The sequence below is a fragment of the Pseudomonas sp. ASL7 genome (assembly GCF_056680375.1).
On record NZ_CM155279.1, the window covers coordinates 5,182,957 to 5,208,115 of the forward strand.

At 59.2% G+C, this 25,159-nt stretch carries 12 protein-coding genes and 3 pseudogenes; 10 read left to right on the forward strand and 5 right to left on the reverse strand.

The window, feature by feature from the left end:
- Nucleotides 1-18 precede the first annotated feature (18 nt).
- On the reverse strand, nucleotides 19-1,761 hold the full coding sequence (locus tag AC1MDT_RS24055) for a potassium/proton antiporter (protein ID WP_480419263.1): 1,743 nt from the start codon (nucleotides 1,759-1,761) through the stop codon (nucleotides 19-21).
- A 411-nt stretch (nucleotides 1,762-2,172) separates the two neighbouring features.
- On the opposite strand from AC1MDT_RS24055, the gene AC1MDT_RS24060 reads away from it, so the two are divergent.
- The 4 genes and pseudogenes from AC1MDT_RS24060 to AC1MDT_RS24075 all read left to right on the forward strand — a co-directional run bounded on the left by AC1MDT_RS24060 (nucleotide 2,173) and on the right by AC1MDT_RS24075 (nucleotide 4,740).
- Nucleotides 2,173-2,403 (forward strand): hypothetical protein, encoded by a 231-nt coding sequence (locus AC1MDT_RS24060; protein ID WP_054053207.1) that lies wholly within the window; start codon nucleotides 2,173-2,175, stop codon nucleotides 2,401-2,403.
- A complete protein-coding gene (locus AC1MDT_RS24065) occupies nucleotides 2,400-2,702 on the forward strand; it encodes a cell division protein ZapA (RefSeq protein WP_480419264.1) in 303 nt (100 codons plus the stop codon). The genes AC1MDT_RS24060 and AC1MDT_RS24065 overlap by 4 nt, the downstream gene beginning before the upstream one ends.
- 145 nt (nucleotides 2,703-2,847) lie before the next feature.
- Nucleotides 2,848-3,876: pseudogene (locus AC1MDT_RS24070) on the forward strand (HAMP domain-containing protein); the annotation flags it as partial.
- 132 nt (nucleotides 3,877-4,008) lie between these two features.
- On the forward strand, nucleotides 4,009-4,740 hold the full coding sequence (locus tag AC1MDT_RS24075) for a methyl-accepting chemotaxis protein (protein WP_480422863.1): 732 nt from the start codon (nucleotides 4,009-4,011) through the stop codon (nucleotides 4,738-4,740).
- 143 nt (nucleotides 4,741-4,883) lie between these two features.
- Here the strand turns inward: AC1MDT_RS24075 and AC1MDT_RS24080 are convergent, their stop codons facing one another.
- On the reverse strand, nucleotides 4,884-6,686 hold the full coding sequence (locus AC1MDT_RS24080) for an acyl-CoA dehydrogenase (protein WP_480419265.1): 1,803 nt from the start codon (nucleotides 6,684-6,686) through the stop codon (nucleotides 4,884-4,886).
- Between the two features lie 258 nt (nucleotides 6,687-6,944).
- The gene (gene putA, locus AC1MDT_RS24085; RefSeq protein WP_480419266.1) at nucleotides 6,945-10,895 is read right to left on the reverse strand and encodes a trifunctional transcriptional regulator/proline dehydrogenase/L-glutamate gamma-semialdehyde dehydrogenase; all 3,951 of its coding nucleotides are present in this window, start codon (nucleotides 10,893-10,895) and stop codon (nucleotides 6,945-6,947) included.
- A 624-nt stretch (nucleotides 10,896-11,519) separates the two neighbouring features.
- On the opposite strand from putA, the pseudogene AC1MDT_RS24090 reads away from it, so the two are divergent.
- The 6 genes and pseudogenes from AC1MDT_RS24090 to AC1MDT_RS24115 form a co-directional block, all read left to right on the forward strand.
- Nucleotides 11,520-13,298 (forward strand): annotated as a pseudogene (locus tag AC1MDT_RS24090) (type VI secretion system Vgr family protein); the annotation flags it as partial.
- A 127-nt stretch (nucleotides 13,299-13,425) separates the two neighbouring features.
- A complete protein-coding gene (locus AC1MDT_RS24095) occupies nucleotides 13,426-14,163 on the forward strand; it encodes a DUF4123 domain-containing protein (RefSeq protein WP_480419267.1) in 738 nt (245 codons plus the stop codon).
- Entirely contained in the window at nucleotides 14,163-18,944 is a 4,782-nt protein-coding gene (locus AC1MDT_RS24100) for an RHS repeat-associated core domain-containing protein (RefSeq protein WP_480419268.1), read from the forward strand. Before AC1MDT_RS24095 ends, AC1MDT_RS24100 begins: the two co-directional genes overlap by 1 nt.
- Complete coding sequence (locus tag AC1MDT_RS24105; RefSeq protein ID WP_480419269.1) at nucleotides 18,944-19,294, forward strand: hypothetical protein; 351 nt, start codon at nucleotides 18,944-18,946, stop codon at nucleotides 19,292-19,294. The genes AC1MDT_RS24100 and AC1MDT_RS24105 overlap by 1 nt, the downstream gene beginning before the upstream one ends.
- A 348-nt stretch (nucleotides 19,295-19,642) precedes the next feature.
- Nucleotides 19,643-19,965: pseudogene (locus tag AC1MDT_RS24110) on the forward strand (hypothetical protein).
- Nucleotides 19,966-20,346: 381 nt separating this feature from the next.
- Nucleotides 20,347-21,186 (forward strand): 23S rRNA (adenine(2030)-N(6))-methyltransferase RlmJ, encoded by an 840-nt coding sequence (locus tag AC1MDT_RS24115; protein WP_480419270.1) that lies wholly within the window; start codon nucleotides 20,347-20,349, stop codon nucleotides 21,184-21,186.
- Nucleotides 21,187-21,350: 164 nt separating this feature from the next.
- Here AC1MDT_RS24115 and msrA read toward each other — a convergent pair whose 3' ends face one another.
- Nucleotides 21,351-21,998 carry a peptide-methionine (S)-S-oxide reductase MsrA gene (msrA, locus tag AC1MDT_RS24120; protein WP_480422864.1) on the reverse strand — a complete coding sequence of 216 codons (648 nt, stop codon included), beginning with the start codon at nucleotides 21,996-21,998 and terminating at the stop codon, nucleotides 21,351-21,353.
- A gap of 199 nt (nucleotides 21,999-22,197) precedes the next feature.
- Complete coding sequence (locus AC1MDT_RS24125) at nucleotides 22,198-24,891, reverse strand: putative bifunctional diguanylate cyclase/phosphodiesterase (RefSeq protein WP_480419271.1); 2,694 nt, start codon at nucleotides 24,889-24,891, stop codon at nucleotides 22,198-22,200.
- Nucleotides 24,892-25,159: the final 268 nt, after the last annotated feature.

Sequence of the window (25,159 nt, forward strand, 5' to 3'; positions counted from 1 at the left end):
CGAGACGAAGAATGGAGTTTAGAGGAACAAGCCGGGACCCGGGCGAGTTCCTTCGGGGAATCTGACGCCCACTTTGCCGATCTTGTTCCCTTCCATGGCCGCGACAGTCCAGATGGTGTTGTTCCATTCCACCTGGTCACCGACGACGGGCGCACCGCCCACTTTATGAGCAATGAAGTGGCCCAGGGACATGTCTGGATCGATGTCTTCGACTTTCAGCCCGTACAGCGCCGCAACCGCGGCCAGCTGGGCGTCTCCTTCGAGCACGAAGTCGCCGAAGAAGCGCAAATCGAGGCCCCGTTGTGGTGCCTGGCTGAAGAGTTTTCCGAGCGCCGGAAGGTTATGTTCGTGGCCGATTACGCACAGCAAATCGTCAACTTCGAGCACCGTACTACCCGACGGATGGAGCAGTTGCTGGCCGCGAAACAGGGCTGCGATCCGCGTGCCTTCGGGCATTTTCAGTTCGCGAAGGGGCGAGCCGATGCACCATTTTTCGGCACCGAGGCGGTACACGAACAGCTCCCACTCGCTGGTGACGTGAACTTCCAGCGCAGCGCGCGAGATCGGTGCCGGTTCCGGTGGAACGGTCACCTTCAGCAGTTTGGCCACCCACGGCAGGCTCGTGCCCTGCACCAGCAGCGACACCAGCACAATAAAGAAGGCGAGGTTGAAGTACAGCTGGGCGTTGGGCAGGCCGGCCATCAGCGGGAACACCGCCAGAATGATCGGTACCGCACCGCGTAATCCGACCCAGGAGATAAAGGCTTTTTCGCGACCATGGAACGCCTTGAACGGCAGCAGGCCGACCATCACCGACAGCGGTCGGGCAAACAGAATCATCCACAGCGCCAGCCCCAGCGCCGGCAGTGCAATCGGCAGCAGGTCGTGGGGCGTGACCAGCAGCCCCAGCACCAGGAACATTCCGATCTGCGCCAGCCAGGCCATGCCGTCGAGCATGTGCAAAATGCCATGGCGGCTGCGCACTGGACGATTGCCGATCACCAGGCCGCACAGATAAACAGCGAGGAAACCGCTGCCGTGCAAGGCGTTGGTCAGGGCAAAGACGACGAGGCCGCCGGCGATCACCAGAATCGGGTACAGGCCGTTGGCCAGATTGATGCGGTTGACCAGTTGCAACATGACCCAGCCACCGCCGAGGCCGATGACAGCCCCGATACCGAACTCACGCACGAAGTGCGTGAGCAGGCTCCAATGCAGGCCGGTCTGGCCGCTGGCGAGCATGTCGATCAGGGTGACGGTGAGAAACACCGCCATCGGGTCGTTGCTGCCCGACTCGATCTCAAGGCTGGCGGTGACCCGCTCGTTCAGGCCTTTGCCGCCCAGCAGCGAGAACACCGCCGCGGCATCCGTAGAGCCGACGATGGCGCCGATCAACAGGCCTTGAATGATGTTCAGGTTGAACAGCCAGGCGGCGACCATGCCTGTCAGCACGGTGGTGATCAACACCCCGATGGTGGCCAGCGAGAGTGCCGGCCACAACGCCACGCGGAAACTCGCCACCCGGGTGCGCAAGCCGCCGTCGAGCAGGATGACGGCCAGTGCAAGGTTGCCGACCAGATAAGCCGTGGGGTAGTTATCGAAGATAATGCCGCCGCCGTCGACACCGGCGGTCATGCCCACGGCCAGGATGATGACCAGAATCGGGATGCCGAGGCGGGACGAAAGTGAGCTCACCAGAATGCTCGCACCTACCAGCAACGCGCCGATCAAGAACAGGCTGTTGATGGTCGTTGCATTCAAAGGCAGTACTCCAGAAAACCGAAAGGCGGGCACAAACTGACCATGCAGTCTGCGTGCCAGCGATTCTAACCTGTTGAAATGTGATGCTGTCAAAAAAGGTTTTGCAGTTATCGCAGACCCCTTGTAGGAGCGAAGCTTGCTCGCGAAAAATATCCAGGCAACGGGGTCATCCAGACAGCACGCGTTATCGTTAACGCCTTTCGCGAGCAAGCTTCGCTCCTACAGGGGGGGCGCGTTACTTTTGACCTATGGCGACGAAGTGCAGGAACCAGATCCGTCTGTCACAGTCTTTAAAGATCGCGAGAAAGGTCGCCCGCCAGGAAAATCAAGGCTTTGAGCCCGATTAACCCTGGCATCCGTGGTGACTTTTCTTTATCGTACGCGCCCCTTGAAAATGCTTGGAAAATCAAAATGTTGGAAGCATCCCTAAGCCAATTGGAACAGCTGGTCAGCGACCTGGTGCAACAGAACCAGAGCCTGCTCGGCACCAACCAAACCCTGAGCGCAGAATTGGCCCAGGCCAAGGATGAAAACGAAAGCCTGCAATTGAGCCTGATGGAGCAGGAAGAGAAGCAAGGTGCAACGGCCGCACGCATCCAGGCCCTGGTTGAGCGCGTCAGCGCCGGCCCGGTCAGCGCATGAATCACGGCGCCGCAGGGGTAAAAGTCGTCTCGATCCTGGGGGAGGACTATTCGATCAAGGCGCCGGCCGGGGAAGAGCAAACCCTGCTGGACGCCGCGTTAATGTTGAAGGCCGCTCTGGCTGACACCAAACGAAAGTACCCGACGCTGATCGGTGACCGCTTACTGGTGTTGGCGGCCATGAATCTGTGCTCCAAGCAGATCGAAATGCAAAAGCAGCACAAGCTCGAACTCGACCGTTACCAAGAGCAAGTCAGCGCCACGGTTGAAGTGATCTCCAAGACGATCAATCAGGCCTGATCGGCTTTGCGCACAACCAAAGAATAAGTTGTCGGTTGCGTTGTATACAATCGGCACGACTGTTGCAGTGCTTCAGCCACTTATTCTTTGGGGGTGCTCCATGCAGTTCTGGCGACGCAGTATTCAATGGCAGTTAATCCTGAGTATGGGGTCCGCGCTGCTGGTCAGTATTCTGATCGTGGTTGGCATTTATACCCTCGTGGTCAACCGTCTCGCCCAGAGCTATCTGGTCGAGCAAGCGCTGCCGTCGAGCATCGAAGCGATGCGCAACGACATCGAACGAATCCTGGTTCAACCCCTTACCGCCGCCAAGGACATCGCCAGCAATAGCATGGTGCGAGACTGGTTGGCCGGGGGTGAAAACAGTGCCCAGATCGACACTTTTGCGACCTATCTGGAAGGCATTCGCGCTGAACACAAAGCCTTCACCTCACTGATTATCGGCGCGGGTTCAAACCACTACTTCACTGAAAAAGGCCTGGACCGGACCCTCAGCCGTTCCAATCCGAAGGACGCCTGGTTCTATTCATTTCTAGACAGCAACCAGCCCAAGACCCTCAATATCGACAATGACACCGCGACCGGAGAATTGGCGCTTTTCATCGACCTTAAAGTCGAGCAGGCCGGCAAAGTCGTGGGCGTTGCAGGCCTTGGCCTGAGCATGAAAGAGCTGTCGGAGCTGATCCACAACTTTAGCTTCGGTGAGCGCGGCAAGGTCTATCTCGTGCGTTCCGACGGTTTGATCCAGGTTCATCCCGAAGCGCAATTTAGCGGCAAACGTACCTTGGCCGAACAAATCGGCGCACCGGCGGCGCAAGCGGTCATGGGTCAAAAATCCGCCACCAGCAGCCGCTTTGTGCGCGATGGCGAAGATTATCTGGCATTGAGCCTGCCGCTGCGGGATCTGGGCTGGACGCTGGTGGCAGAAGTGCCGCAATCGCAGATTTACGCCGAAGCGCGGCGCGCCATGTGGATGAGCAGCGGTATTGGCCTGGCGGTGGCGCTGGTGTGCCTGCTGTTGGTGGTATGGCTGGCCCGTGGATTGGTTCGCCCGATCCGTCAGGTAACAGCGGCACTGGTGGCTATCGGTAGCGGTGGGGGAGATTTGACCCACAGGTTAGATTCCAGTCGCGCCGATGAGCTGGGTGATCTGGCGCGCGGCTTCAATCGGTTTCTGGACAGTCAGCGCGACATGATCGGCGAAGTACTGACCACCAGCGAGCGGCTGCGCACGGCGGTCGGTCAGGTGGCTCGCGTGGTGGACAACACGGCTGAACGCTCCGGACGTCAGCAGGAAATGACTGACATGGTCGCCACTGCGGTTCATGAAATGGGCCTGACCGTGCAGGAAATCGCCCAGAACGCCGGCAACGCGGCGCTCGCTTCGCAAAACGCTCGAGACGAAGCATTGCAGGCTCGCGAGGTCGTGGGCGGATCGATCCGTCACATTGAAAGCATGTCCGATGAAATCGGCATCGCCGCCAATGCGGTGGGCGATCTGGCTAATCAGGTGGCGTCCATTGATCAGGTGTTGGCGGTGATTCGCGGGATTTCCGAGCAGACCAACTTGCTGGCACTGAATGCGGCTATTGAGGCCGCTCGGGCCGGGGACATGGGGCGTGGTTTTGCGGTGGTGGCCGATGAAGTACGAACACTGGCGCGCCGAACGCAAGCGTCGACCGACGAGATTCAGCAGATGATCGGCAGTCTCAAGCAGGGCGCGGAGAATGCGGTGTCATCGATGCATTCCGGGCAGGCGGCGACCGGCACTGGCGTTGAGTCGAGTCAGCGCACCGGGGCGTCGTTGACGGCCATTACCGGGCAGGTCGAGCGCATCAGTGACATGAACCATCAGGTGGCAACGGCAACGGAAGAGCAGTCGGCAGTGACCGAAGAGATCAACCGCAACGTGCAGGGGATTTCTGATTTGGCCCGGGCGACAGCCGGAGAGGTCAGGGCTTGTCGTGAAGATTGCCAGACGTTGCAGCGCTTGGCGGATGATTTGGCGCGGCAGATGGGTGGTTTCAAGTTGAGCTGATATGTCGTCTTTGCGGTCCTCTTCGCGAGCAGGCTCGCTCCCACACTTAATCTGCTGTGAACACATTATTTGTGAACACCCGTGATCAAATGTGGGAGCGAGCCTGCTCGCGAATGGATTTCAGCAGCACCACAAAGCTCCGGTTAAAACCACTCATCCTGCATCGACAGGCACACATCATCCCGCGCCTCAAGAATCGCCAGTTCATGGTGGCAACCCGGCACTTCCCACGTCAGAAAATACCGCGCCGCCTGCAGCTTGCCTTTATAGAAGCTCACATCCGCCGCAGTCCCTTTGGCCAACCCTTCTTCGGCACGAATCGCCTGCTCCAGCCAGCGCCAGCCAATCACCATGTGCCCGAAGACTTTCAGGTACAGCGCAGAGTTTGCCAGGCTGCTGTTGACCTTGCCTTGGGCCAGGTCGGTCAGCAGGCCGATGGTTACCGTTTGCAGGCGCGCCACCAGTTTCTCCAGCGGCTCACGTAGCGGCGTCAGCGATTCATACACCTGCGCACGCTCGGCGGTACCCGCGATCAAGCGAATCAGCTGCTTGAGCCCGGCCCCACCGTTTTGTGCCAGCTTTCGTCCCAGCAAGTCCAGCGATTGAATGCCGTGAGTCCCTTCATGAATCGGGTTCAGACGGTTGTCGCGGTAATACTGTTCCACCGGGTACTCACGGGTATAGCCGTGGCCACCAAGAATCTGGATCGCCAGTTCGTTGGCCTTCAGGCAGAACTCCGACGGCCAGGATTTGACGATCGGCGTCAGCAAATCCAGCAGCTCATGCGCCTGCTTGCGCTCGGATTCGGTCTCAAGCGTCGTGGTGTCATCGAACAGTCGCGCCGCGTATAGCCCGAGGTCGAACGAGCCTTCGACATAGGCTTTCTGAGTCAGCAACATGCGTTTCACGTCCGCGTGCTGAATGATTGCCACCGGTGCGGTGTTCGGGTCTTTGCTGTCCGGCACGCGGCCCTGCGGGCGCTCGCGAGCGTACTCCAGGGAGTACAGATAACCGGCATAACCGAGCATCACCGCGCCCATGCCGACGCCGATCCGCGCTTCGTTCATCATCTGGAACATGTAGCTCAAGCCATGGTGTGGCTTGCCCACCAAATAGCCGACACACTCGCCGTTATCGCCGAAGTTCAGCGCGGTGGACGTGGTGCCGCGCCAACCCATCTTGTGGAACAGGCCCGCCAGCACGACGTCATTGCGTTGGCCGAGGCTACCGTCATCGTTGACCAGAAACTTGGGCACGATAAACAGCGAAATGCCCTTCACCCCGTCCGGTGCATCCGGAAGTTTGGCCAGGACCATGTGCACGATGTTTTCGGACAGCGGGTGATCACCGCCGGAGATAAAGATTTTGTTGCCCTTGAGTCGATAAGTACCGTCGGGCGCCGGCTCGGCGCGGGTACGAATATCCGACAGCGACGAGCCTGCATGCGGTTCTGTCAGGGCCATGGTGCCGAAAAAGCGACCGTCGATCATCGGTTGCAGGAAGCGCTGCTTCTGCTCCGCGGTGCCGAAACTTTCGATCAGGTTCGCCGCGCCCATGGTCAAAAACGGGTACGAGGTCGATGCAGCGTTGGCCGACTGGAAATGTGCAAAGCAGGCCTGGGACAACAGCGTAGGAAGTTGCATGCCGCCGGCGTCGAAACTGCGCGCGGCATTCAGGAAGCCGGCCTCGAGGAAGGCATCCACCGCCGGTTTCACTTCTGGAATCAGAATCGCCTGACCGTCCTCGTAGCGCGGCTCGTTTTCGTCGCCCTTGCGGTTGTGCGGGGCGAAGAACTTCTCGGCAATGTTGCGCGCCGTGCCGATGGCGGCATCGAAGGTTTCGCGGTTGTGCTCGGCGAAACGCTCACGCTGGGTCAGGCCCTCGGCATCGAGGACTTCATACAGCTCGAAAGCCAGATTGCGGGAACTGAGCAACGTCTCGGACATGGCGGCCTACCTTTTATTGGGATGGACCGAGTCTAGGCGGGGGGAGGGCGGGGTGAACAGGATGATTGATGAGCGTGATGGTGGAGCCGCGCAGCGACTTAGCAGGTGACACAAAACAAATGTGGGAGCGAGCTTGCTCGCGATGGCGGCGGCACATCCAGAACTGATGTGACTGACAGACCGCTATCGCGAGCAAGCTCGCTCCCACAAAGTTTTGCATTCCAGGCGTCCATTGCGGGCGCCTGGCTTTATAGCTGTTTAGCCGATGGTCATCAGGCTGGCGTTACCACCTGCCGCAGCGGTGTTGACGCTCAACGCCCGCTCGATCACCAGCCGTTCCAGTGCAATGTTGGTCTCGCCCTGCGACAGGCCATGAACCCCGACAATCGCCCCGGCACGCTTGGCCACTTGCTGGCACACCGCGCGCAGCTGATCGGAATGACCATGGTGCAGAACCGCATCGAACAGCACCTCGTCCTTGGTCCAGTCGGAAACCAGCTTGATCTTCGCCTGAACATCCTTCGGCAGGCGTGCGAACACGGCCTTGGTCACTTCAGCTTCCGGCCATACCGCCGAACCACCCACGGCCAACACCGCCGCCAGCTGCGTCAGCAGATCGCCTTCGACCTCCGCCAGGCACAACACGTGTTCGCGCGGCAGGATCGCGTAGCTGTTGCGCTCGCCGGTCGGCCCCGCCAGTACGCGGGTGATGCCGCTTTGCGATTGCGCCGCGAACTGCACGCACAATGCACTCAGGTCGCTGAACGTGTTGCTGTCGGCCCAGGCTTGCAGGGCCTTCAGCGGTTTGCTCATGGCATCACGCAGGCGAACGTCCGGTGCGGTGAGAGCGTCACCGCGAGCGAAGGATTGTTCGATCGCATCGGTAGGACGGGTCGACAGCAGGCGGTACAGGTACAGCGGACCACCGGCTTTCGGGCCAGTCCCCGACAAACCTTCGCCGCCGAACGGTTGCACGCCCACCACAGCACCGACAATGTTGCGGTTCACGTAGACGTTACCGGCATTGACGTTGTCGATCACCTTGGCGATGGTCTCGTCGATGCGAGTGTGCACGCCCAACGTCAGGCCATAGCCGGAAGCGTTGATCTGACCAATCAGTTGATCGATGTCCTTGCGCTTGTAGCGAACCACGTGCAGCACCGGGCCGAAGATCTCCCGTTGCAGTTCGTCGAAGCTTTCCAGTTCGATCAGGGTCGGCATCACGAAGGTGCCGCGTTTGACTTCCTCGGTGTTGGCAATCGCCACCTGGTACACGCTGCGACCTTTGTCGCGCATGGCCTGGATGTGCTTCTCGATGCCGGCCTTGGCTTCGGCGTCGATCACCGGGCCGATGTCCACGGACAGGCGCTCTGGATTACCGAGACGGCATTCAGCCATGGCACCCTTGAGCATTTCGATGACACGGTCAGCGGAATCTTCCTGCAAGCACAGGACCCGTAGCGCCGAGCAACGTTGGCCAGCACTGTCGAAAGCCGAGGACACCACGTCGATGACAACTTGTTCGGTCAGCGCCGAAGAGTCGACGATCATCGCGTTCTGGCCGCCGGTTTCAGCGATCAGCGGAATTGGACGACCCTGTGCATCCAGGCGCCCTGCGACGTTACGTTGCAGCAAACGAGCGACTTCGGTGGAACCGGTAAACATCACGCCTTTAACCCGATCGTCACCGACCAGACGCGCGCCGACCGTTTCGCCACGGCCCGGCAGCAGTTGCAGCACGCCTTGCGGAATCCCGGCTTCGAGCAACAGGCGCACGGCTTGAGCCGCCACCAGCGGGGTTTGTTCCGCCGGCTTGGCCAGTACCGGGTTGCCGGCAGCCAGTGCCGCAGCAACTTGGCCACTGAAGATCGCCAGCGGGAAGTTCCATGGGCTGATGCACACCACCGGGCCCAGTGGGCGGTGGGCGTCGTTGGTGAAATCGTTGCGCGCTTGCACGGCGTAATAACGCAGGAAATCCACCGCTTCGCGCACTTCAGCGATAGCGTTGGCGAAGGTCTTGCCGGCTTCGCGAGCCAGCAGGCCCATCAGTGGCTGGATCTCGCCCTCCATCAAATCGGCAGCACGTTCCAGGATCGCGGCGCGCTCGGCCGGCGGGGTGGCCTGCCAGATCGGCGCAGCGTTCAGGGCGCACTGGATGGCGTTGTCGACGTCTTCGACGGTGGCTTCCTGCACGTGGCCAACCACGTCACGCAGATCAGACGGGTTCAGCACCGGTGCTGGCGTTTCGGAGCTGGAAGCGCAACCAAGCATCGGCGCGGCTTTCCAGTGGTTGTGAGCAGTGGCCAGCAGGGCGCAGGACAGGGAGGCCAGACGATGTTCGTTGGCCATGTCGATGCCGCTGGAGTTGGCGCGCTCGGCGCCATAAAGGTCACGCGGCAGCGGGATACGCGGGTGCGGCAGGCCGAAGCCGCCTTCCAGCGTCGCCATCTGCTCGATGCTGGCCACTGGATCGGCCACCAGCTCCTGAATCGAAATGGATTGGTCGGCAATGCGGTTAACGAACGAGGTGTTCGCGCCGTTTTCCAGCAGACGACGTACCAGGTACGCCAACAGTGTTTCGTGAGTACCGACCGGCGCGTACACGCGGCACGGACGGTTCAGCTTGCCTTCGGAAACTTTGCCTACAACCTGTTCGTACAGCGGTTCGCCCATGCCGTGCAGGCACTGGAACTCGTACTGGCCCGGGTAATAGTTCTGACCGGCGATGTGGTAAATGGCCGACAGGGTGTGGGCGTTGTGCGTCGCGAATTGCGGGTAGATGACTTCCGGCACCGACAGCAATTTGCGCGCGCAAGCGATGTAGGACACGTCGGTGTACACCTTGCGGGTGTAGACCGGATAGCCTTCCAGGCCTTCGACCTGGGCGCGTTTGATTTCGCTGTCCCAGTACGCGCCTTTCACCAGGCGGATCATCAGGCGATGACGGCTGCGGCGAGCCAGGTCGATTACGTAATCGATCACGTACGGGCAACGCTTCTGATAAGCCTGGATCACGAAACCGATGCCGTTCCAGCCCGTCAGTTGCGGCTCGAAGCACAGACGCTCCAGCAGATCCAGCGACAGCTCGAGACGGTCGGCTTCTTCGGCGTCGATGTTCAGGCCGATGTCATATTGCTTGGCCAGCAAGGTCAGCGACAGCAGGCGCGGGTACAACTCGTCCATCACCCGCTCGTACTGCGCACGGCTGTAACGCGGGTGCAGTGCCGAGAGCTTGATGGAAATGCCCGGACCTTCATAAATCCCACGGCCGTGGGACGCTTTGCCGATCGAGTGGATGGCTTGTTCGTACGAGGCCAGGTACTTCTGGGCATCGTGCTCGGTGAGTGCGGCTTCACCCAGCATGTCGTAGGAATAACGGAAGCCCTTGGCTTCGAACTTGCTCGCATTGGCCAGGGCTTCGGCGATGGTTTCGCCGGTGACGAACTGCTCGCCCATCAGGCGCATGGCCATGTCGACGCCTTTGCGGATCATCGGCTCGCCGCTCTTGCCGATGATGCGGCTCAAGGATGACGTCAGGCCGGCTTCATTATGGGTGGCGACCAGTTTACCGGTCAGCAGCAAGCCCCAAGTAGCGGCGTTGACGAACAGCGACGGGCTGTTGCCCAAGTGCGGGTGCCAGTTGCCGGTGCTGATTTTGTCGCGGATCAGCGCGTCACGGGTGCCTTTGTCCGGGATGCGCAGCAGCGCTTCGGCCAGGCACATCAGCGCCACACCTTCCTGGGACGACAGGGAAAATTCCTGCAACAGGCCCTGAACAATCCCGGCACGGCCGCCAGCGCTCTTCTGATTGCGCAGTTTTTCGGCAATCGAGGACGCGAGCTTGTTGGTCGCTTCAGCCATCGCTGCCGGCAGGCGAGCCTGTTCGATCAGCATCGGCACCACTTCAGGTTCCGGGCGGCGGTAGGCAGCAGTAATAGAGGCGCGCAGTACCGATTGCGGCAGGATGCTTTCGGCGAATTCGAGGAAACACTGGTGGGCGTGGTCCAGGGGCGCATCGACAGCGTCGTCGGAATCCTTGGTCAAGCCGCTCAGCTCGGTCAGGGTTGCACCACCCTCGAGTTTTTCCAGGTAATTGAAAATGGCCTGCTTGATCAACCAGTGCGGCGTGCGATCAATCGAGGTCGCGGCGGCCTTGAGGCGCTCGCGGGTCGGGTCGTCAAGTTTGACCCCAAGGGTGGTGGTAGCCATTTTTTTATCCTCATGTTTGCCACGACCGCGTGGCATCAGCTGGCGGCAAGATTAGCTGTGCAATCCTTGAGGTGCAACCGGGTGCAACCCTTTTTTTGTCAGAATAATACGCAGCTCGTCAGGAAATAAATTCCGGTACCAACGTACCGCTTCTGCTTGGTGCTTTTACTTCTAGTAAAACCCTTTGACTGCGTTAAAAGGGAGCAAAAACAGCGCTTTCCCACGGAGTTCGTCCTGGGTGCAGCTTATTCGCAAGAAATGGGTTGCGCCTTATTTGCTGTGTTGAATGGGTTTTCGCGTCCAAAGGTGCAACCTGTAAGCTGGTGCTCTGACCTTGCACTGAACAGGCGCAACGTTCCAGGCGCTGAGAATTCCCTGTAGGAGCGAGCTTGCTCGCGATGGTGGGTCAGTCGACACCTATGTAGCAGGCCCACCATCGCGAGCGAGCTCGCTCCTACATTGGGTCGGTGGTGCTTCATATCGCTATGTCTGTAGTTCGTTCTCCCGATTCTTGAAGGAAGATTCCCTAAAAAAGTAGGGCCAATCTGATTTTCCTGTCCCTCCCTCAATGCCCCTTGTCGCTCATGCAGAATCGCCCGCCTTCGTTCTGCAGAGACACATCGGATGTTCGCTCCTGCTAATCAACCGCGTTTTACGTTGACCGTCGACGGCGACCAGCATGACCTCAAGGTGCTCGAGTTTACGGGCAAGGAAGCCATCAGCCAGTCCTATCGTTTTGACCTTGAACTGGTCAGCGATCGCCCGGACATCGAGCTAGAAAGCCTGCTACATCGTCAGGCGTTTCTGAGTTTCAATGCGCAAGGTTCCGGCATTCACGGTCAGATTTTTCGGGTGGGCCAAGGGGATTCCGGCCAGCGGCTGACGCGCTATCAAGTCAGCCTGGTCCCGCGTCTGACCTACCTCGCTCAGCGCATCAATCAGCGGATCTTCCAGCACAAAAGCGTGCCGGAGATCATCGCGCAGGTTTTGAAAGACCACGGCATTCAACGCGATGCCTTCGAGTTTCACCTCGGCAGCGATTACGCGCCGCGCGCGTACTGCGTGCAATACGCGGAAAGCGATCTGGCATTCATTCAACGGTTGTGTGCCGAGATCGGCATTCACTTCCACTTCCAGCACAGCCCCGATGGGCATCTATTGATATTCGGCGATGACCAGACCGTTTTTCCTCGCCTGTCTGAGCCGACCCCCTACCTCCCCGGCAGCGGCTTGGTCGCGGATGCGCCGACGATCAAGCGTTTCAACGTGCGCCTGGAAACCCGCACCACGGCAGTAACCCTCCGTGATTACGATTTCCATAAACCGCGCCTGGAACTAGAGAGCCGCAGTGACAGCGAACAACGGCCGGTGCTGGAGGACTATCACTTTCCTGGCCAATTCACGGATCGTGAACAGGGTAGGGATCTGGCTCAACGAGCGCTTCAACGTCACAACGCGGACTTCCGTCAGGCCGAGGGAAGTAGTGACGTATCTGCGTTGATCAGCGGGCACTTCCTACACCTTGCCGAGCACCCGCGTCAGGCGTGGAATGACCTGTGGTTGATCACCGAAATCGAACACCGGGGTCGTCAGCCGCAAGTGCTGGAAGAGTCAGCGCCCGGCCACAGCCCGGATGATTTTCAGGGCTATCGCAACACCTTTCTGGCAACACCGTGGGACGTTTTGTTTCGTCCGCCGCTCATCGAAAAACCTCATATTGCGGGCTATCAGGCTGCCGTCGTCACCGGCCCGAATGACAGCGAAATCCATTGCGACGAGTACGGCCGGGTCAAGGTTCAGCTGTTGTGGGACAGGCACGGCCAGTTGGACGAGCATTCCAGTTGTTGGCTGCGAGTCGCTTCCGGCTGGGCTCACAACCGCTACGGCAGCGTAGTGATCCCCCGGGTCGGTATGGAAGTGCTGGTGGGTTTTGTCGACGGTGACGCCGACAAGCCGCTCGTTATGGGCTGCCTGCCCAATGCTTCGACGCCGTTGCCGCTGGAGCTGCCCGCCGACAAGACCCGCAGCATCTTCCGAACCCAAAGCAGTCCGGGGGGCGGTGGTTACAACGAATTGCGCATCGAGGATCGCAAAGGCGCCGAGGAAATCTACCTGCGGGCCCAGCGAAACTGGAATCAGCAGGTGTTGCAGGACGCGCACGTTCAGGTCGGAAACCAGCGCAGCGTGGACATTGGTGCAAACGATCACCTGCACGTGCGCGGTGACCGATACATCAACGTCAACAACCAGGCCTTCAAGGCAAGCGGGCAATTCCACGTCAGCGCCGGCCAGCAAGTGGTCATCGACGGCGGTGCCAGCGCCACGATTCAGGCCGGCGGGCACTGGATCAATATCGGCCCCGCCGGGATCTTCAGCAGCGTACCGATAGAGCTGGGTGGTGCGCTGATGCCGACATTGGGTGCCCCGACGACTCAAAAAACACGCTTGGCCCTTAGCGCGGCACAGATTCTGAGCCTGAAAAGCGATGCGCCGTTCTGCGAAGAATGCGAGCGCTGCAAAGGGGGCGCCTGTGCAGCCTGAGCGCCTGTCGCCACACGCTTGGCTGGAGGGTCAGCCACTTGAGTCTGGCGAGCAGTTATTCGCCGTTTTCGGCAATGCCAGCTCCGCCGAGCCCTTTAAAGCCTGGCAGCGATGCAGCCCGGTACATGCGCCGAAACCGATCTGGGCGGACACCGTGTATGCCGAATGGGAACCGGTCATGCCCTATGTCGCCATTGTCGATCCGGGCAGTGAGTTTCTGCAGTGGGTCGCCAACACCGAGTCTTGTGACTGGGGTTGGCTGGCGGTGTCTGCTTCGACTCAAGAAGTACTGATCGAACATTTTCGAAGCCTGACGCAAGTTCTTTTACCCGATGGCAATGCGGTGTTTTTTCGCTTTTGGGATGGGCGTTATTTGCTGCCGATTCTTCAGTCTGCGCAGGTCAGTGCGGCGCAATTATTGCCGGTGATCGGGCGTTGCCTGATCAATGGCCAGTCACTCGAAATCGGTGGCGTCGCGATGAAAACCTCAAGGGATTTCCCTTGGTGGGGAGTCACTGAGCCGTTGCTGAAACACCTCGCCACCGTATGCGCAACCACCCGCATCAACAACTTGGTGCAGTGGCTGAGCGAAGAACGCCCTGATCTTTATGAGGCGTTTTCTGAAAGTGTTTTGCAGCACAAGGTCGCAGTCTTTCTTGAGTCGCCGGACCTGCCTGACGCACCGAAATCAGCGTTGGTGGATTACCTGATGGCGGAGCTGAACTGATGGATCAGGTCGTGCGGATTGAGCAGGCGCTGGAGGGTTTTAATGACACGCTGGTTTTGTATCGCCAACAACTCCGAGGCTTTTTAAGCAGTAGCGCGGACAGGGTCAGTCGTCTTACGGACATGCCCTCGCTGCTGGGCATGGAGCGGCAAATCAAACTGGGTGATATCACCACGTCGGTGAGCAGTGGTGATGAGGACTTTATTTCCAGTGTTGCGCAGTGTCCGAAGAGCGGGATTCTGCAGATCGAGAGCAAGTTCGAATCGGTTTATGACATTCCGCTGGGGAATATTCAGGTCGATGTGATTGCCATCGATGGCGGCGAGCGTACGGCGATCACGCTCGATGAACACGGTAAGGGACAGTTCGAAGGCATCGCCGGAAAGTTCTACCGCGTGCATGTCCAGAGTGAAGTCACGCCGACGCAAATCGATGAGCTTTTCAAGTCTTACGACGGCCTGACCAAACAGCTGGAAACCTGGCTGCGCAGCGAGTGGGAAGGGTTCAAGCCGCAGTGGTCGCAGTCGGCTTTTTCCGCGGCGGGTAACGGGATGCTCGCGGGGAGTTGGGCCGCGATCATTGGCGTGTGGGACAGCATCAGCCTGCTCTCGGACATTCTCAAGGATCCCGGCGCGTTCGTTGAACGCTTGGGTAGTGGTGCTAAGCAACTGGCCGATTTGGCGGAGACTGCGCCGGAGGCGATGGCAAAAGTCCAACTGCTGGCCAGTGACGAAGCAGCGCTGTGTTTGCTGTTGCGCACCGCCAGCCTGTGGCTGGAGATGCTGCCGCCCAGCGAGATTGCCGGCAAAACCGCCGAAGCGATTTCAACGGTGGTGGTGCAGCTGCTCATCGACATTCTGATCGGGGTGGTCCTGACCTTCGCCGGCGCAGGGGCGGGCATTGCCTATCTGGGCATGCGTCTTGCCCACTACAGCGCCCGCATCGTCAGTGCTGTACAGGGTTTCGTCAAAGCGATTTTCACCCTCCTCGACAGCTTCATGTCCTACGTCGACCGCTACAAGAAAGTCGCCGCACGCGGTGTCGCGGCGGGTGTAAAAAAAGGCGGGATGCAGTTGCGTTGGGACGCCAAACGCAACACCACGCTCAAGCAAAACGAACACCGTGACGACGTTCCGGTTCAGGCGAAAAACCCCAACGGCGACAGCGTCGATTCCGCCGATAAAACCGCGACCAACAAATGCCCGGTGTCGATGGTCACCGGCGAAGAACTGCTGACCCTCACCGACGGTGCGCTGGACGGGATCCTGCCGTTCGACTTCACCCGGCTCTATCGCACCAGCGCCGCCGAGCTCGATGGCGGCCTCGGGTTCGGCTGGAGCCATTCGTTATCCCATCGACTGGACATCGATGGCGACACGGTTATCTGGATCGACCACGAAAACCGCCGCACCGTTTTCCCGCTGCCGGGTAATGAGCGCCCGGCGATCCACAACAGCCTGTCGCGCGCGGCGATTTATCTCGGCGACGAACCCGAAGAACTGATCCTTGCCCAAGCGGGGGACGAGACGCGGTTTTATCACTTTATTAATGGTCGCCTGACCGCGATCAGCGACGCTTACGACAACCGGCTGCGTATCACCCGCGACCGTCAGGACCGCCTCCAACGCCTCGACAATGGCGCTGGCCGCGCCTTGCTGTTGCGCTACGACCGCCGCCATTTGGTCGCCGTCGACTACCAGCGTTTTGTCCCGGCGGACACGTTGGACGAGGCGTGGGTCACCGAACAGACGCTGGTCAGCTATCGCTATGACGACCGCAATCAACTGATCGAAGCCACCAACGCCGCCGACGAAAGCGAGCACTACGACTACGACGACCAGCACGTCATCCTCCAGCGGCAGCTGGCCGGTGGGGCGAGTTTCTTCTGGGCGTGGGAAAGGTCCGGCAAAGCGGCGCGATGCATCCGTCACTGGGCGTCGTTTGCGCAGATGGACGCGCGGTATGTCTGGGATGACCAGGGCAGTGTCACTGTCCAGAACAGCGATGGCAGCGAAGAGGTTTACGTCCACGACGACCGGGCGCGACTGGTGCGCAAGGTCGAGCTGGACGGCGGCGAACAGCTCAAGGCCTACGACGACCAAGGTCGGCTGATAGCCGAGCAGGACCCGCTGGGCGCCGTCACTGAATACCACTACGACGAGGTCGGACGGCTGGTGGCGCTGATTCCGCCGGAAGATGATCCGACGGCCTACGAGTACCGCAGCGGTTTCCTGCACGCGCGGTATCGCGGCAAAGCTGTCTGGAAATATCAGCGCAACGCTCAGGGTGACATCACCGAAGCGACCGATCCCGACGGTCATGTCACCCACTATCACTACGACGAAAAAGGCCGGCTGCTGTCGATCCGCTACCCGGACACCAGCCGCCACACCTTCGTCTGGAATGGCTTGGGCCAACTGCTCAAAGAAACCTCGCCGGACGGTGGTCAGCGGCGGTTTTCCTACGATGCGTTGGGGCGGCGGATTACCGCTCAGGACGAACGCGGTGCCGTCACTCAGTACCAATGGGATGCCGTTGGACGACTGATTCAGACGACTCTGCCCACCGGTGCTACGCGCGCCTTCAGCTACAACGCTTACGGCAAGATTACCGCCGAGCGCGATGAGCTGGGCCGAGTCACGCGCTACGAATACCTCGACACGTTGCACCTGGTCAGCCGCCGCCTCAATGCCGACGGCACCCAGCTGAAGTACCGCTACGACAACGCGCAGTTGTTGCTCACGGAGATCGAAAACGAATCCGGCGAAACCTATCGGCTGGACTACACGTCCGGCGGATTGATCCGTCAGGAAACGGGATTTGACGGGCAGCGCACGGCGTACGCCTACGATCTCAACGGAAATCTGCTGGAGAAAACCGAGTTCGGTGATGACGGGTCGCAGCTGATTACAGGTTATGAGCGGGATTTGGCCGGGCGTTTGTTGATCAAGACGCTGCCCGACGGCATCAAGGTCGACTACCGCTACGACAGCCTTGGCCGACTGATCAGCGTCGAAGACGGCCACGACCATCCGCTGAAATTCGAGTACGACCCCCAGGACCGGCTGATCACAGAGCATCAAGGCTGGGGCACATTGCGTTATGCCTACGACGCTTGCGGCCAGCTCAATCGCCTGCGCCTGCCGGATGGCAGCAAACTCGAATACCACCACGCCAAGGGCGGCGCGCTGACCGCTATCGACCTTAATGGTGCGCGACTCACCACCCACCAGTTCACATTCGGTCGCGAACAGCAACGCCAACAAGGCCAGCTCACCAGCCAATACCACTATGATGAACAGGGCCGTCTGCACACCCACGCACTCAACCAGAAGACCCGACCGTCATACCTGCGCCACTACAGCTACGCGGTCAACGGCAACCTCGCCGCCATCGCCGACAGCCGCCACGGCCAGCGCAGCTACTACTACGACCCGCTCAACCGCCTGACCCGCGTGCGCCACACCCGCGACGACCCACAGGAAACCTTCGCCCACGACCCGGCCGGCAACCTGATCATGCAGGACCGCCCCGGCGCCGCGAAGGTGCTTGGTAATCGTCTGCTGATGCAGGGCGACCGGCATTACGACTACGACGCCTTCGGCAATCTCATCCGCGAGCGGCGCGGCACCGGGCAAAAACTCATCACCGAATACGCCTACGACTGCCAGCACCGCTTGGTCGGCGTCACGACACCGGATGGACGTGGCGCCAGCTACCGCTACGACGCCTTTGGCCGCCGCATCGCCAAAACCGTCGACGGCCACACCACTGAATTCTTCTGGCAAGGCGACAACCTCATCGCCGAAAGCAGCCGCCAGCACTACCGCAGCTACGTCTACGAACCCGGCAGCTTCCGCCCCTTAGCCATGCTCGACGGCAAAGGCCCACGCCAGACCTGCCCGTTCTACTACCAACTCGACCACCTCGGTACACCGCAGGAGCTCACGGACTACAGTGGCGAAATCGTCTGGTCAGCCAAGTACAACGCCTACGGCAAAGTCACGCGAATTGCGTTGGGCGGGGGCGAGGAGCTTGAGCAACCGTTGCGGTTTCAGGGGCAGTATTTCGACGCCGAGAGCGGTCTGCATTACAACCGGCATCGGTACTATGATCCGGATGTCGGGCGATACCTGACACCGGACCCGATCAAGTTGGCGGGTGGGCTGAACCCGTATCAGTACACGCGGAATCCGACGGGGTGGGTTGATCCGTTGGGGTTGAGCGGGAATTGTCCGCCGCCGAACAAGTCGGGGTGTAAGGCGCCGGATGATACGACTGGCGCTAAGGTTGATGAGGGTGAGCCACCGCTGCCGAAAATGACGGCTGAGCAGCGGCGAGCGAGGATTGATGAGTTGGCGGAGGCGAATGCTTTTCGGGAGTTGGAGAAGATGGAAAAGGCGACTCCAGGGGGGCATTTTTTAGAAAAGCACGGCGCGCAAACTACTTTGCAATCGCAGCTGGATCGGATCACATCTGGTAAAAACCCCACAACGGGAATAGTAGAGACCTACAGCAGCGGGAAGAAAAAAGGACAGCCTAAGATACCTTCTGCGGCGACTCACTTTCTAAGTCACAGAGATCAGCTAAATGCTATTCATAGAGCTCAATTGATTTTCCGGCGAACTGATCTGCTGACCTCGCGGAGACCCTTCGATATGGGGAAGAAGGTTGGTGAAGGGTATAAGCGCGGGAGCTTGGAGTATGGTGAGCAAACCAAGGCGGTAGTCATATTGGATGATTTTGGTCGACCTAAAACTTCTTATACGGATTTTGATTAATGAATAGTTCTTACAATATTGCAGACATACGTAGTTTGCTTTTTGTTTTCGACATCGAAAACACGAATGACGAAGTGAGAGAGGAAATAATAGCCTCCAAGAATGTCAATGATGAGAAGGAGCTGATTGAGCTGTTTGATGTTTTGATGAGGCCTGAATTCCTTCTTTATAAGGAGAAAGAGCAAGAATTTTTAATTAATACGATCGCTCATTTTCTCGATAAAAATGACCCTTTTGATCGGGTGTTTGAAAGGATGACGACCTACTTTGATGATGAGGTCGTAGATCGCAAGAAATTTATGGCGGTCCTTCTCATTTGTTTGCAGCGCTATCAACGAGACGAGGACTGATAGTTGATTTCTCGTGAGATGAGCGCGAAATTTCCGGGCAAGGTCGTCGGAAGTTTCCTTCAAGTTGTAGCGGTTTCCATGAACTGGTGCAGAGCGGGCGCCATCGATAGTCTTTGGCGGTCACTGCAAATTCAGTGACAGGGCGTGGAAGCCCTTCTATCGTTAGGCGCGTCAAGCGCCACCAGTTCGGCGTTTTTTATCGCCTGTGTTTTATGGTGGCTGTGCGCGGGGCGCTTTCGAGTGCGCCGAGTGCCTAACGTCTCGGTCTTCCACACCTGCGTACAGCCGCCACCTATTGCGTGGAAGTGATTGCTGGCGGTTCCAATTCATACGTTAGGAATCAGATTGATGACAACACTTCACCCCGATCCACCCTACGAAAAACCAATCCCCACCCCGAAAACCGCTTCATGGCGCTCACCAGTAACTGCAGTGACATGCCCACTCTGTTCGTCGATACCCAAGCACCGCTGGATGTTTTGTATGACGCAGCCAGCTATCGAATTCGTGCTGTAACCCAAGTGCTTGAAAACCTGTCCATGCGGGGTTCGATTGAGTGTGAATCCTTCATTCTCAGCGACTTTTCGTTGCTCTGCGCCATTGCGTTGCGCGATGGCTGTGATGTGCTGGATGTGGTTGGGCGACGATTGAGGGCGCGGGCTTCGGATTAGCGCCGAAGGGATTTCCCTGATGCCGTTCACGTAAGCAATTTTATGGTTGAGACACACTTTTTGTAGCAGCTGGCGAAGCCTGCGTTCGGCTGCGCAGCAGTCGTAAAATCAGAACGCGCGGTGTTTCAGGTGCACCGTGCAGGTAGGGTTTACGACTGCTGCGCAGCCGAACGCAGGCTTCGCCAGCTGCTACAGATTGTGTGAGTTCGGGATTTATGTGGTGGTGGGGGGTGCGGCTGCTGCGCGAGAGCGAGATCAAAAGATCGCAGCCTTCGGCAGCTCCTACAGGGATCGATTTCGGCGCAGAGTGGCCGCTCGGCTGTGGGGTCCTGACGTTGGCCGCCGTACAAGGTAAACTTCCGGGCCTTCGCAGGAGCAATCATGAATTATCGTCACGCCTTCCATGCCGGCAATCACGCCGATGTGTTCAAACACCTGACTTTGACCCGCCTCATCGCCTTGATGTCGCGCAAGGAGCAGCCGTTTGCCTATCTCGACACTCACGCCGGCATTGGTCTGTATGACCTGCAGGGCGATCAGGCGAGCCGTACCGGTGAATACCTGGAAGGCATTGCGCGTTTGTGGGACCAGCCGGATTTGCCGGTGTTGACCGCCGATTACATGAAGGTGCTGCACGATATGAACCCGGATGGCCAATTGCGCTATTACCCGGGTTCGCCGGAACTGGCGCGGCGTCTGACGCGGCCGCAGGATCGGTTGATGCTCAATGAGAAGCACCCGGAAGATGGTGTGTTGCTCAAAGACAACATGGCGGGCGACCGGCGGGTGAAGGTGCACCTGGGTGAAGGCTGGCATGTGCCGCGTGCGATGTTGCCGGTGCAGGAGAAGCGAGCGGTGATGTTGATTGATCCGCCGTTCGAACAGCTGGATGAGATGCAGCGTTGTGCGGCGTCGCTGAAAGAGGCGATTGGCCGGATGCGCCAAACCGTGGCGGCGATCTGGTATCCGGTGAAGGACCAGCGCATGTTGCGGCGTTTTTATCAGGATCTGGCGGGTACGGGAGCGCCAAAGTTGTTGCGGGTGGAGTTGCTGGTGCATCCGCTGGACACGCCGAACAGTCTGAACGGTTCCGGGTTGGCCATTGCCAATCCGCCGTGGGGGCTGGAAGAGGAATTGCGTGAGTTGCTGCCGTGGTTGTCCAAGAAGTTGGGACAGACCCAGGGTGGGTGGCAGATGGATTGGTTGATTGCTGAGAGTTGATTGTTGATCAGATGTGTTGATGGCGTCTGACAGATCGCATTCGCGAGCAGGCTCGCTCCCACAGTAGGTCTATGTCGATCACAAAAGCGTGGTCAGACACAGATCCACTGTGGGAGCGGGCTTGGTCCGGTCGGCGATCTGACGATGCTTTTCAGATCTGCAAATCAGATCGGGCAGGTCACGCCCGTACCGCCAATCCCGCAATAGCCTTCCGGATTCTTGGCCAGGTATTGCTGGTGATACGCCTCGGCAAAGTACACCGTCGGCGCCTGCTCGATTTCAGTGCTGATTTCGCCCAGGCCAGCCTTGGACAGTTCAGCCTGATAAGTCGCCTTGCTCTTCAGCGCCGCGTCCAGTTGCTCAGGCGTGGTGGCATAGATCACCGAGCGGTACTGGGTGCCGATGTCGTTGCCCTGGCGCATGCCCTGGGTCGGGTTATGCAGTTCCCAGAACATCTTCAGTAGTTCTTCGTAGCTGACTTTTGCCGGCTCGTAGACCACCAGTACCACTTCGCTATGACCAGTCAGGCCCGAGCAGACTTCTTCATACGTCGGGTTCGGCGTAAAGCCGCCGGCATAACCCACCACCGTACTGACCACGCCTTCGCGCTGCCAGAACTTGCGTTCCGCGCCCCAGAAGCAGCCCAGGCCGAAGATCGCGAAATCCACGTCGGTGACGAACGGGCCCAGCAGCGGGGCGTCGTGGACGAAGTGCCGTTCCGGCAGGTTCATTGGGGTTTCACGGCCAGGCAGCGCTTGTTCTTTAGTCGGGAGCACGTTTTTGTTCACCAGGATTTCCGAGCGCAGAACCATCATCAGTCCTCTCAGTCAGGTTGGGGATGTAGTTGCACAGACCGCAAGTGTGCCTAATGCCGGACAGTTACGCACTACCCAATGTGGGAGCGAGCCTGCTCGCGATAGCGGTGTGTCAGTAACGAGAATGCTGACTGACACGCCGCTATCGCGAGCAAGCTCGCTCCCACAGGGGTTGTATCCCACAGGGTGCGCTGAGTCAGGCGATTGGGCCACGCGGGTAGCGTTTGAGCTTTTCGATCAGCTCGGAGCCCGGAATCGGTCGGTCAAACAGATAACCCTGGCCGACATCGCAGCGGTGGCGGCGCAGGAAGGCCAGCTGTTCGGCTGTCTCGATGCCTTCAGCCACGACCTTGAGTTTCAGGTTGTGGGCCATGGCGATCACCGCCGAGGTGATTTCCATGTCGTCCTGGTTGTCCGGGATTTCGTGGATGAAGCTTCGATCGATCTTGATGATGTCGATCGGGAATTTTTTCAAGTAGCTCAGCGACGAGTATCCGGTGCCGAAGTCGTCCATGGCCAGGGTCAGGCCGAGGCGTTTGAGCTGGTCGAGCTGCAAATGGGTGTCTTCGGTGGCTTCCAGCAGCAAGCCTTCGGTCAGCTCCAGCTCCAGCAGGTTCGCTGGCAGCGCTTCTTCCTTGAGGATGTTGGTAATCGACGACACCAGGTCCGGGTCGGAGAACTGTTTGGGCGACAGGTTGATCGCCACTTGCAGATTGCCCAGGCCAGCGGCGGTGAGGTCTTTGCTCATGCGGCAGGCTTGGCGGGCGACCCACTTGCCAATCGGAATGATCAGGCCGGTTTCTTCGGCGACACTGATGAACTGGTCCGGGCGAATCATGCCTTTTTCCGGATGGTTCCAGCGCAGCAGCGCTTCCATGCCCAGCAAACGGCCGCTGCGCAGGCACAGCTTGGGTTGGTAGAACACGTCCAGCTCGTTCTGGGTCAGGGCGCGGCGCAGATTGTTCTCGACGAACAGCTTGTAGCTGGCCTCGGCATTCAGCGCCTCGGTGAACACCTGAACCTGATGTTTACCGTTGGCCTTGGCCTTGTGCAGCGCGAGCCCGGCGTTACGCATCAGGGTTTGCGGATCGCGGCCATGCAACGGCGCACAGGCCAGGCCCACCGAGCCGGTGACGCTGATCAGCTGGTTGTCGACGAACATCGGTTTGTCGAGGGTCATCAGCAGCTGGTTGGCGACTTGTTGGCCCGTGTGCAGGTCGGTGTTGTCCAGCAGCACCGCAAACTCGTTACTGGCGAAGCGCGCTAGGCTGCCGCTCGGGATCAGGCTGTTGCGCAGGCGTCGGGCCAGACTGATCAGCAGTTTGTCGCCAGTCTGGTGGCCGAGGCTGTCGTTGATCCGCTTGAAGTTGTCGATGTCCACCAGCAGCAGGCTGATGGGCGTATCGCTGTCTCGGGCGAAGCGTTCGTCGAGGTTGCGGATGAACGCCGGCCGATTGCCGAGGTTGGTCAGGTTGTCGGTGTAGGCCAGGCGCTCGATGCGTTGCTGGGCGAGCTTGGTCTGGGTGATGTCTTCGTAGATGCCGATGTAATGGGTCAGTTCGCGGTTGTCACCGTAGACCTTGGAAATCGACAACTGACCCCAGTAGGGTTCGAGGTTTTTGCGACGGCTCTTGAATTCGCCCTGCCAACTATTGCTCTTGGCCAGCGCCGAGTGCGCGTCGAACAGCAGTTCGCTGAGGTTTTCCAAGGCCGGCAGTTCCGACAGCCGCTGGCCGTGGACTTCATCGGTGGTGTACTGGGTGATCTCTGTGAAGCTCGGGTTGACGTACTCCACCACACCGTCGCAATTAACCAGCAGAAAGGCGTTGGCGCTTTGCTCCACCGCACGCTGGAACAGGTGCAGGGCACTGGTAGCGGTGCGACGGTTATGGTTGTTGATGACTTGGGCGAACTGATCCGCCAGCTCACCCGCAAAGGCGATTTCATCCGATTGCCAAGTGCGTGTCGCGCCGGTCTGTTCCAGGCAGAGCACGCCGACCACTTGGCCATCGACCCGGATACTGGCGTCGAGTATGGCGTGTATGTCGCGCGGGCGCAGGATCTCGGCGATTTCTCGGGTGCGCGGATCGCGCATGACGTTGTGGGCGTCAATGGCGCGGCCGGTGTGCAAGGCGTCGAGGTAATCGGGAAAACCACTGACGTCGATTGGCTCCGGCAGTAAATATTCCCGGCTGCTGCGGTGATAAGCCGAAATCGGCACCAGCAGTGAGCCTTCGAGGTTCCACAGGCTGGCACAGTCGATTTCGTAGATGTCGCAGGCGCTGCGGGTGATCAGCTCGGCGGCTTCTTGCAGGGAATTGTTGGTGCTGTAGCGCTGGCGGGTCAGCAACAGGATCAAATCCTGCTGGGCACGCACCCGGTCCAGGTGCAACAGCTGTTCCTGCTGGGCGCGTTGATTGAGTTCCAGGGCGATTTGCAGGCGCGAGTTCTGGGTTTCCAGGTCCTGCGTGGGCAGCAGTTGTTCGCCGTCGAACAATCGGTCCACGACCATCAGGTAGCCGCGCAACAAGTGCCGATTGTGCTGTCGGTAAGCTTCGCCCAGTTCGAGCAGGTTCAGGGAGCCTTTGGCGGTGTGCAGGTTATAGCGGATCAGGTAATACGGGCTGTTGCTGAGTTGTTGCTGAATCGCGTCGTGCAGTTGATAGCGCGCTTCGGGCTCCATCAAGCTGGCGTAGGGCGAATCGACCAGGGCGCACAGCTCCACGGCCGGCAGACCAAACGCTCGCTCGCAATTGGGATCGAGAAACAGTAGCGCCCAGCTAGCCTCATTCAGCCGTTCGAAACGCAGCATGCCGAGCCGCGAGGGCACAGGCAACTGCGTCACTACCTCGGCCACCATACGGCTGGCGGCATCGGGTTGGCTTTTCATTGAGGGAAACTCGCTTCGAAAATGCTGATCGCGCCGGGCTCTCGCCCTCTTTACTGTTGTCTGCGGCAAGGTTGCATCATTGCGGCACCGACTGACAAGAGAGATGAAGGCCAAGTGCTATAAGAATATGTCGGCAGGGAAAGAGATTTCTTCAATAAGTGGCTAAAAGACCGTTTTCGAGCAAAAAGATCGCTGCCTTGTAGGAGCGAGCTTGCTCGCGAAGGACGTTAACGATAACGCGTTCTTGCTGAATAAACGCGGCGCTCTC

Coding starts and splice junctions, on each gene's coding strand:
- AC1MDT_RS24100 (WP_480419268.1), top strand. CDS start 14,163: ATGGATCAGGTCGTGCGGATTGAGCAGGCGCTGGAGGGTTTTAATGAC.
- msrA (WP_480422864.1), bottom strand. CDS start 21,998: ATGGTTCTGCGCTCGGAAATCCTGGTGAACAAAAACGTGCTCCCGACT.
- AC1MDT_RS24115 (WP_480419270.1), top strand. CDS start 20,347: ATGAATTATCGTCACGCCTTCCATGCCGGCAATCACGCCGATGTGTTC.
- AC1MDT_RS24080 (WP_480419265.1), bottom strand. CDS start 6,686: ATGTCCGAGACGTTGCTCAGTTCCCGCAATCTGGCTTTCGAGCTGTAT.
- AC1MDT_RS24125 (WP_480419271.1), bottom strand. CDS start 24,891: ATGAAAAGCCAACCCGATGCCGCCAGCCGTATGGTGGCCGAGGTAGTG.
- putA (WP_480419266.1), bottom strand. CDS start 10,895: ATGGCTACCACCACCCTTGGGGTCAAACTTGACGACCCGACCCGCGAG.
- AC1MDT_RS24105 (WP_480419269.1), top strand. CDS start 18,944: ATGAATAGTTCTTACAATATTGCAGACATACGTAGTTTGCTTTTTGTT.
- AC1MDT_RS24065 (WP_480419264.1), top strand. CDS start 2,400: ATGAATCACGGCGCCGCAGGGGTAAAAGTCGTCTCGATCCTGGGGGAG.
- AC1MDT_RS24060 (WP_054053207.1), top strand. CDS start 2,173: ATGTTGGAAGCATCCCTAAGCCAATTGGAACAGCTGGTCAGCGACCTG.
- AC1MDT_RS24075 (WP_480422863.1), top strand. CDS start 4,009: ATGGTCGCCACTGCGGTTCATGAAATGGGCCTGACCGTGCAGGAAATC.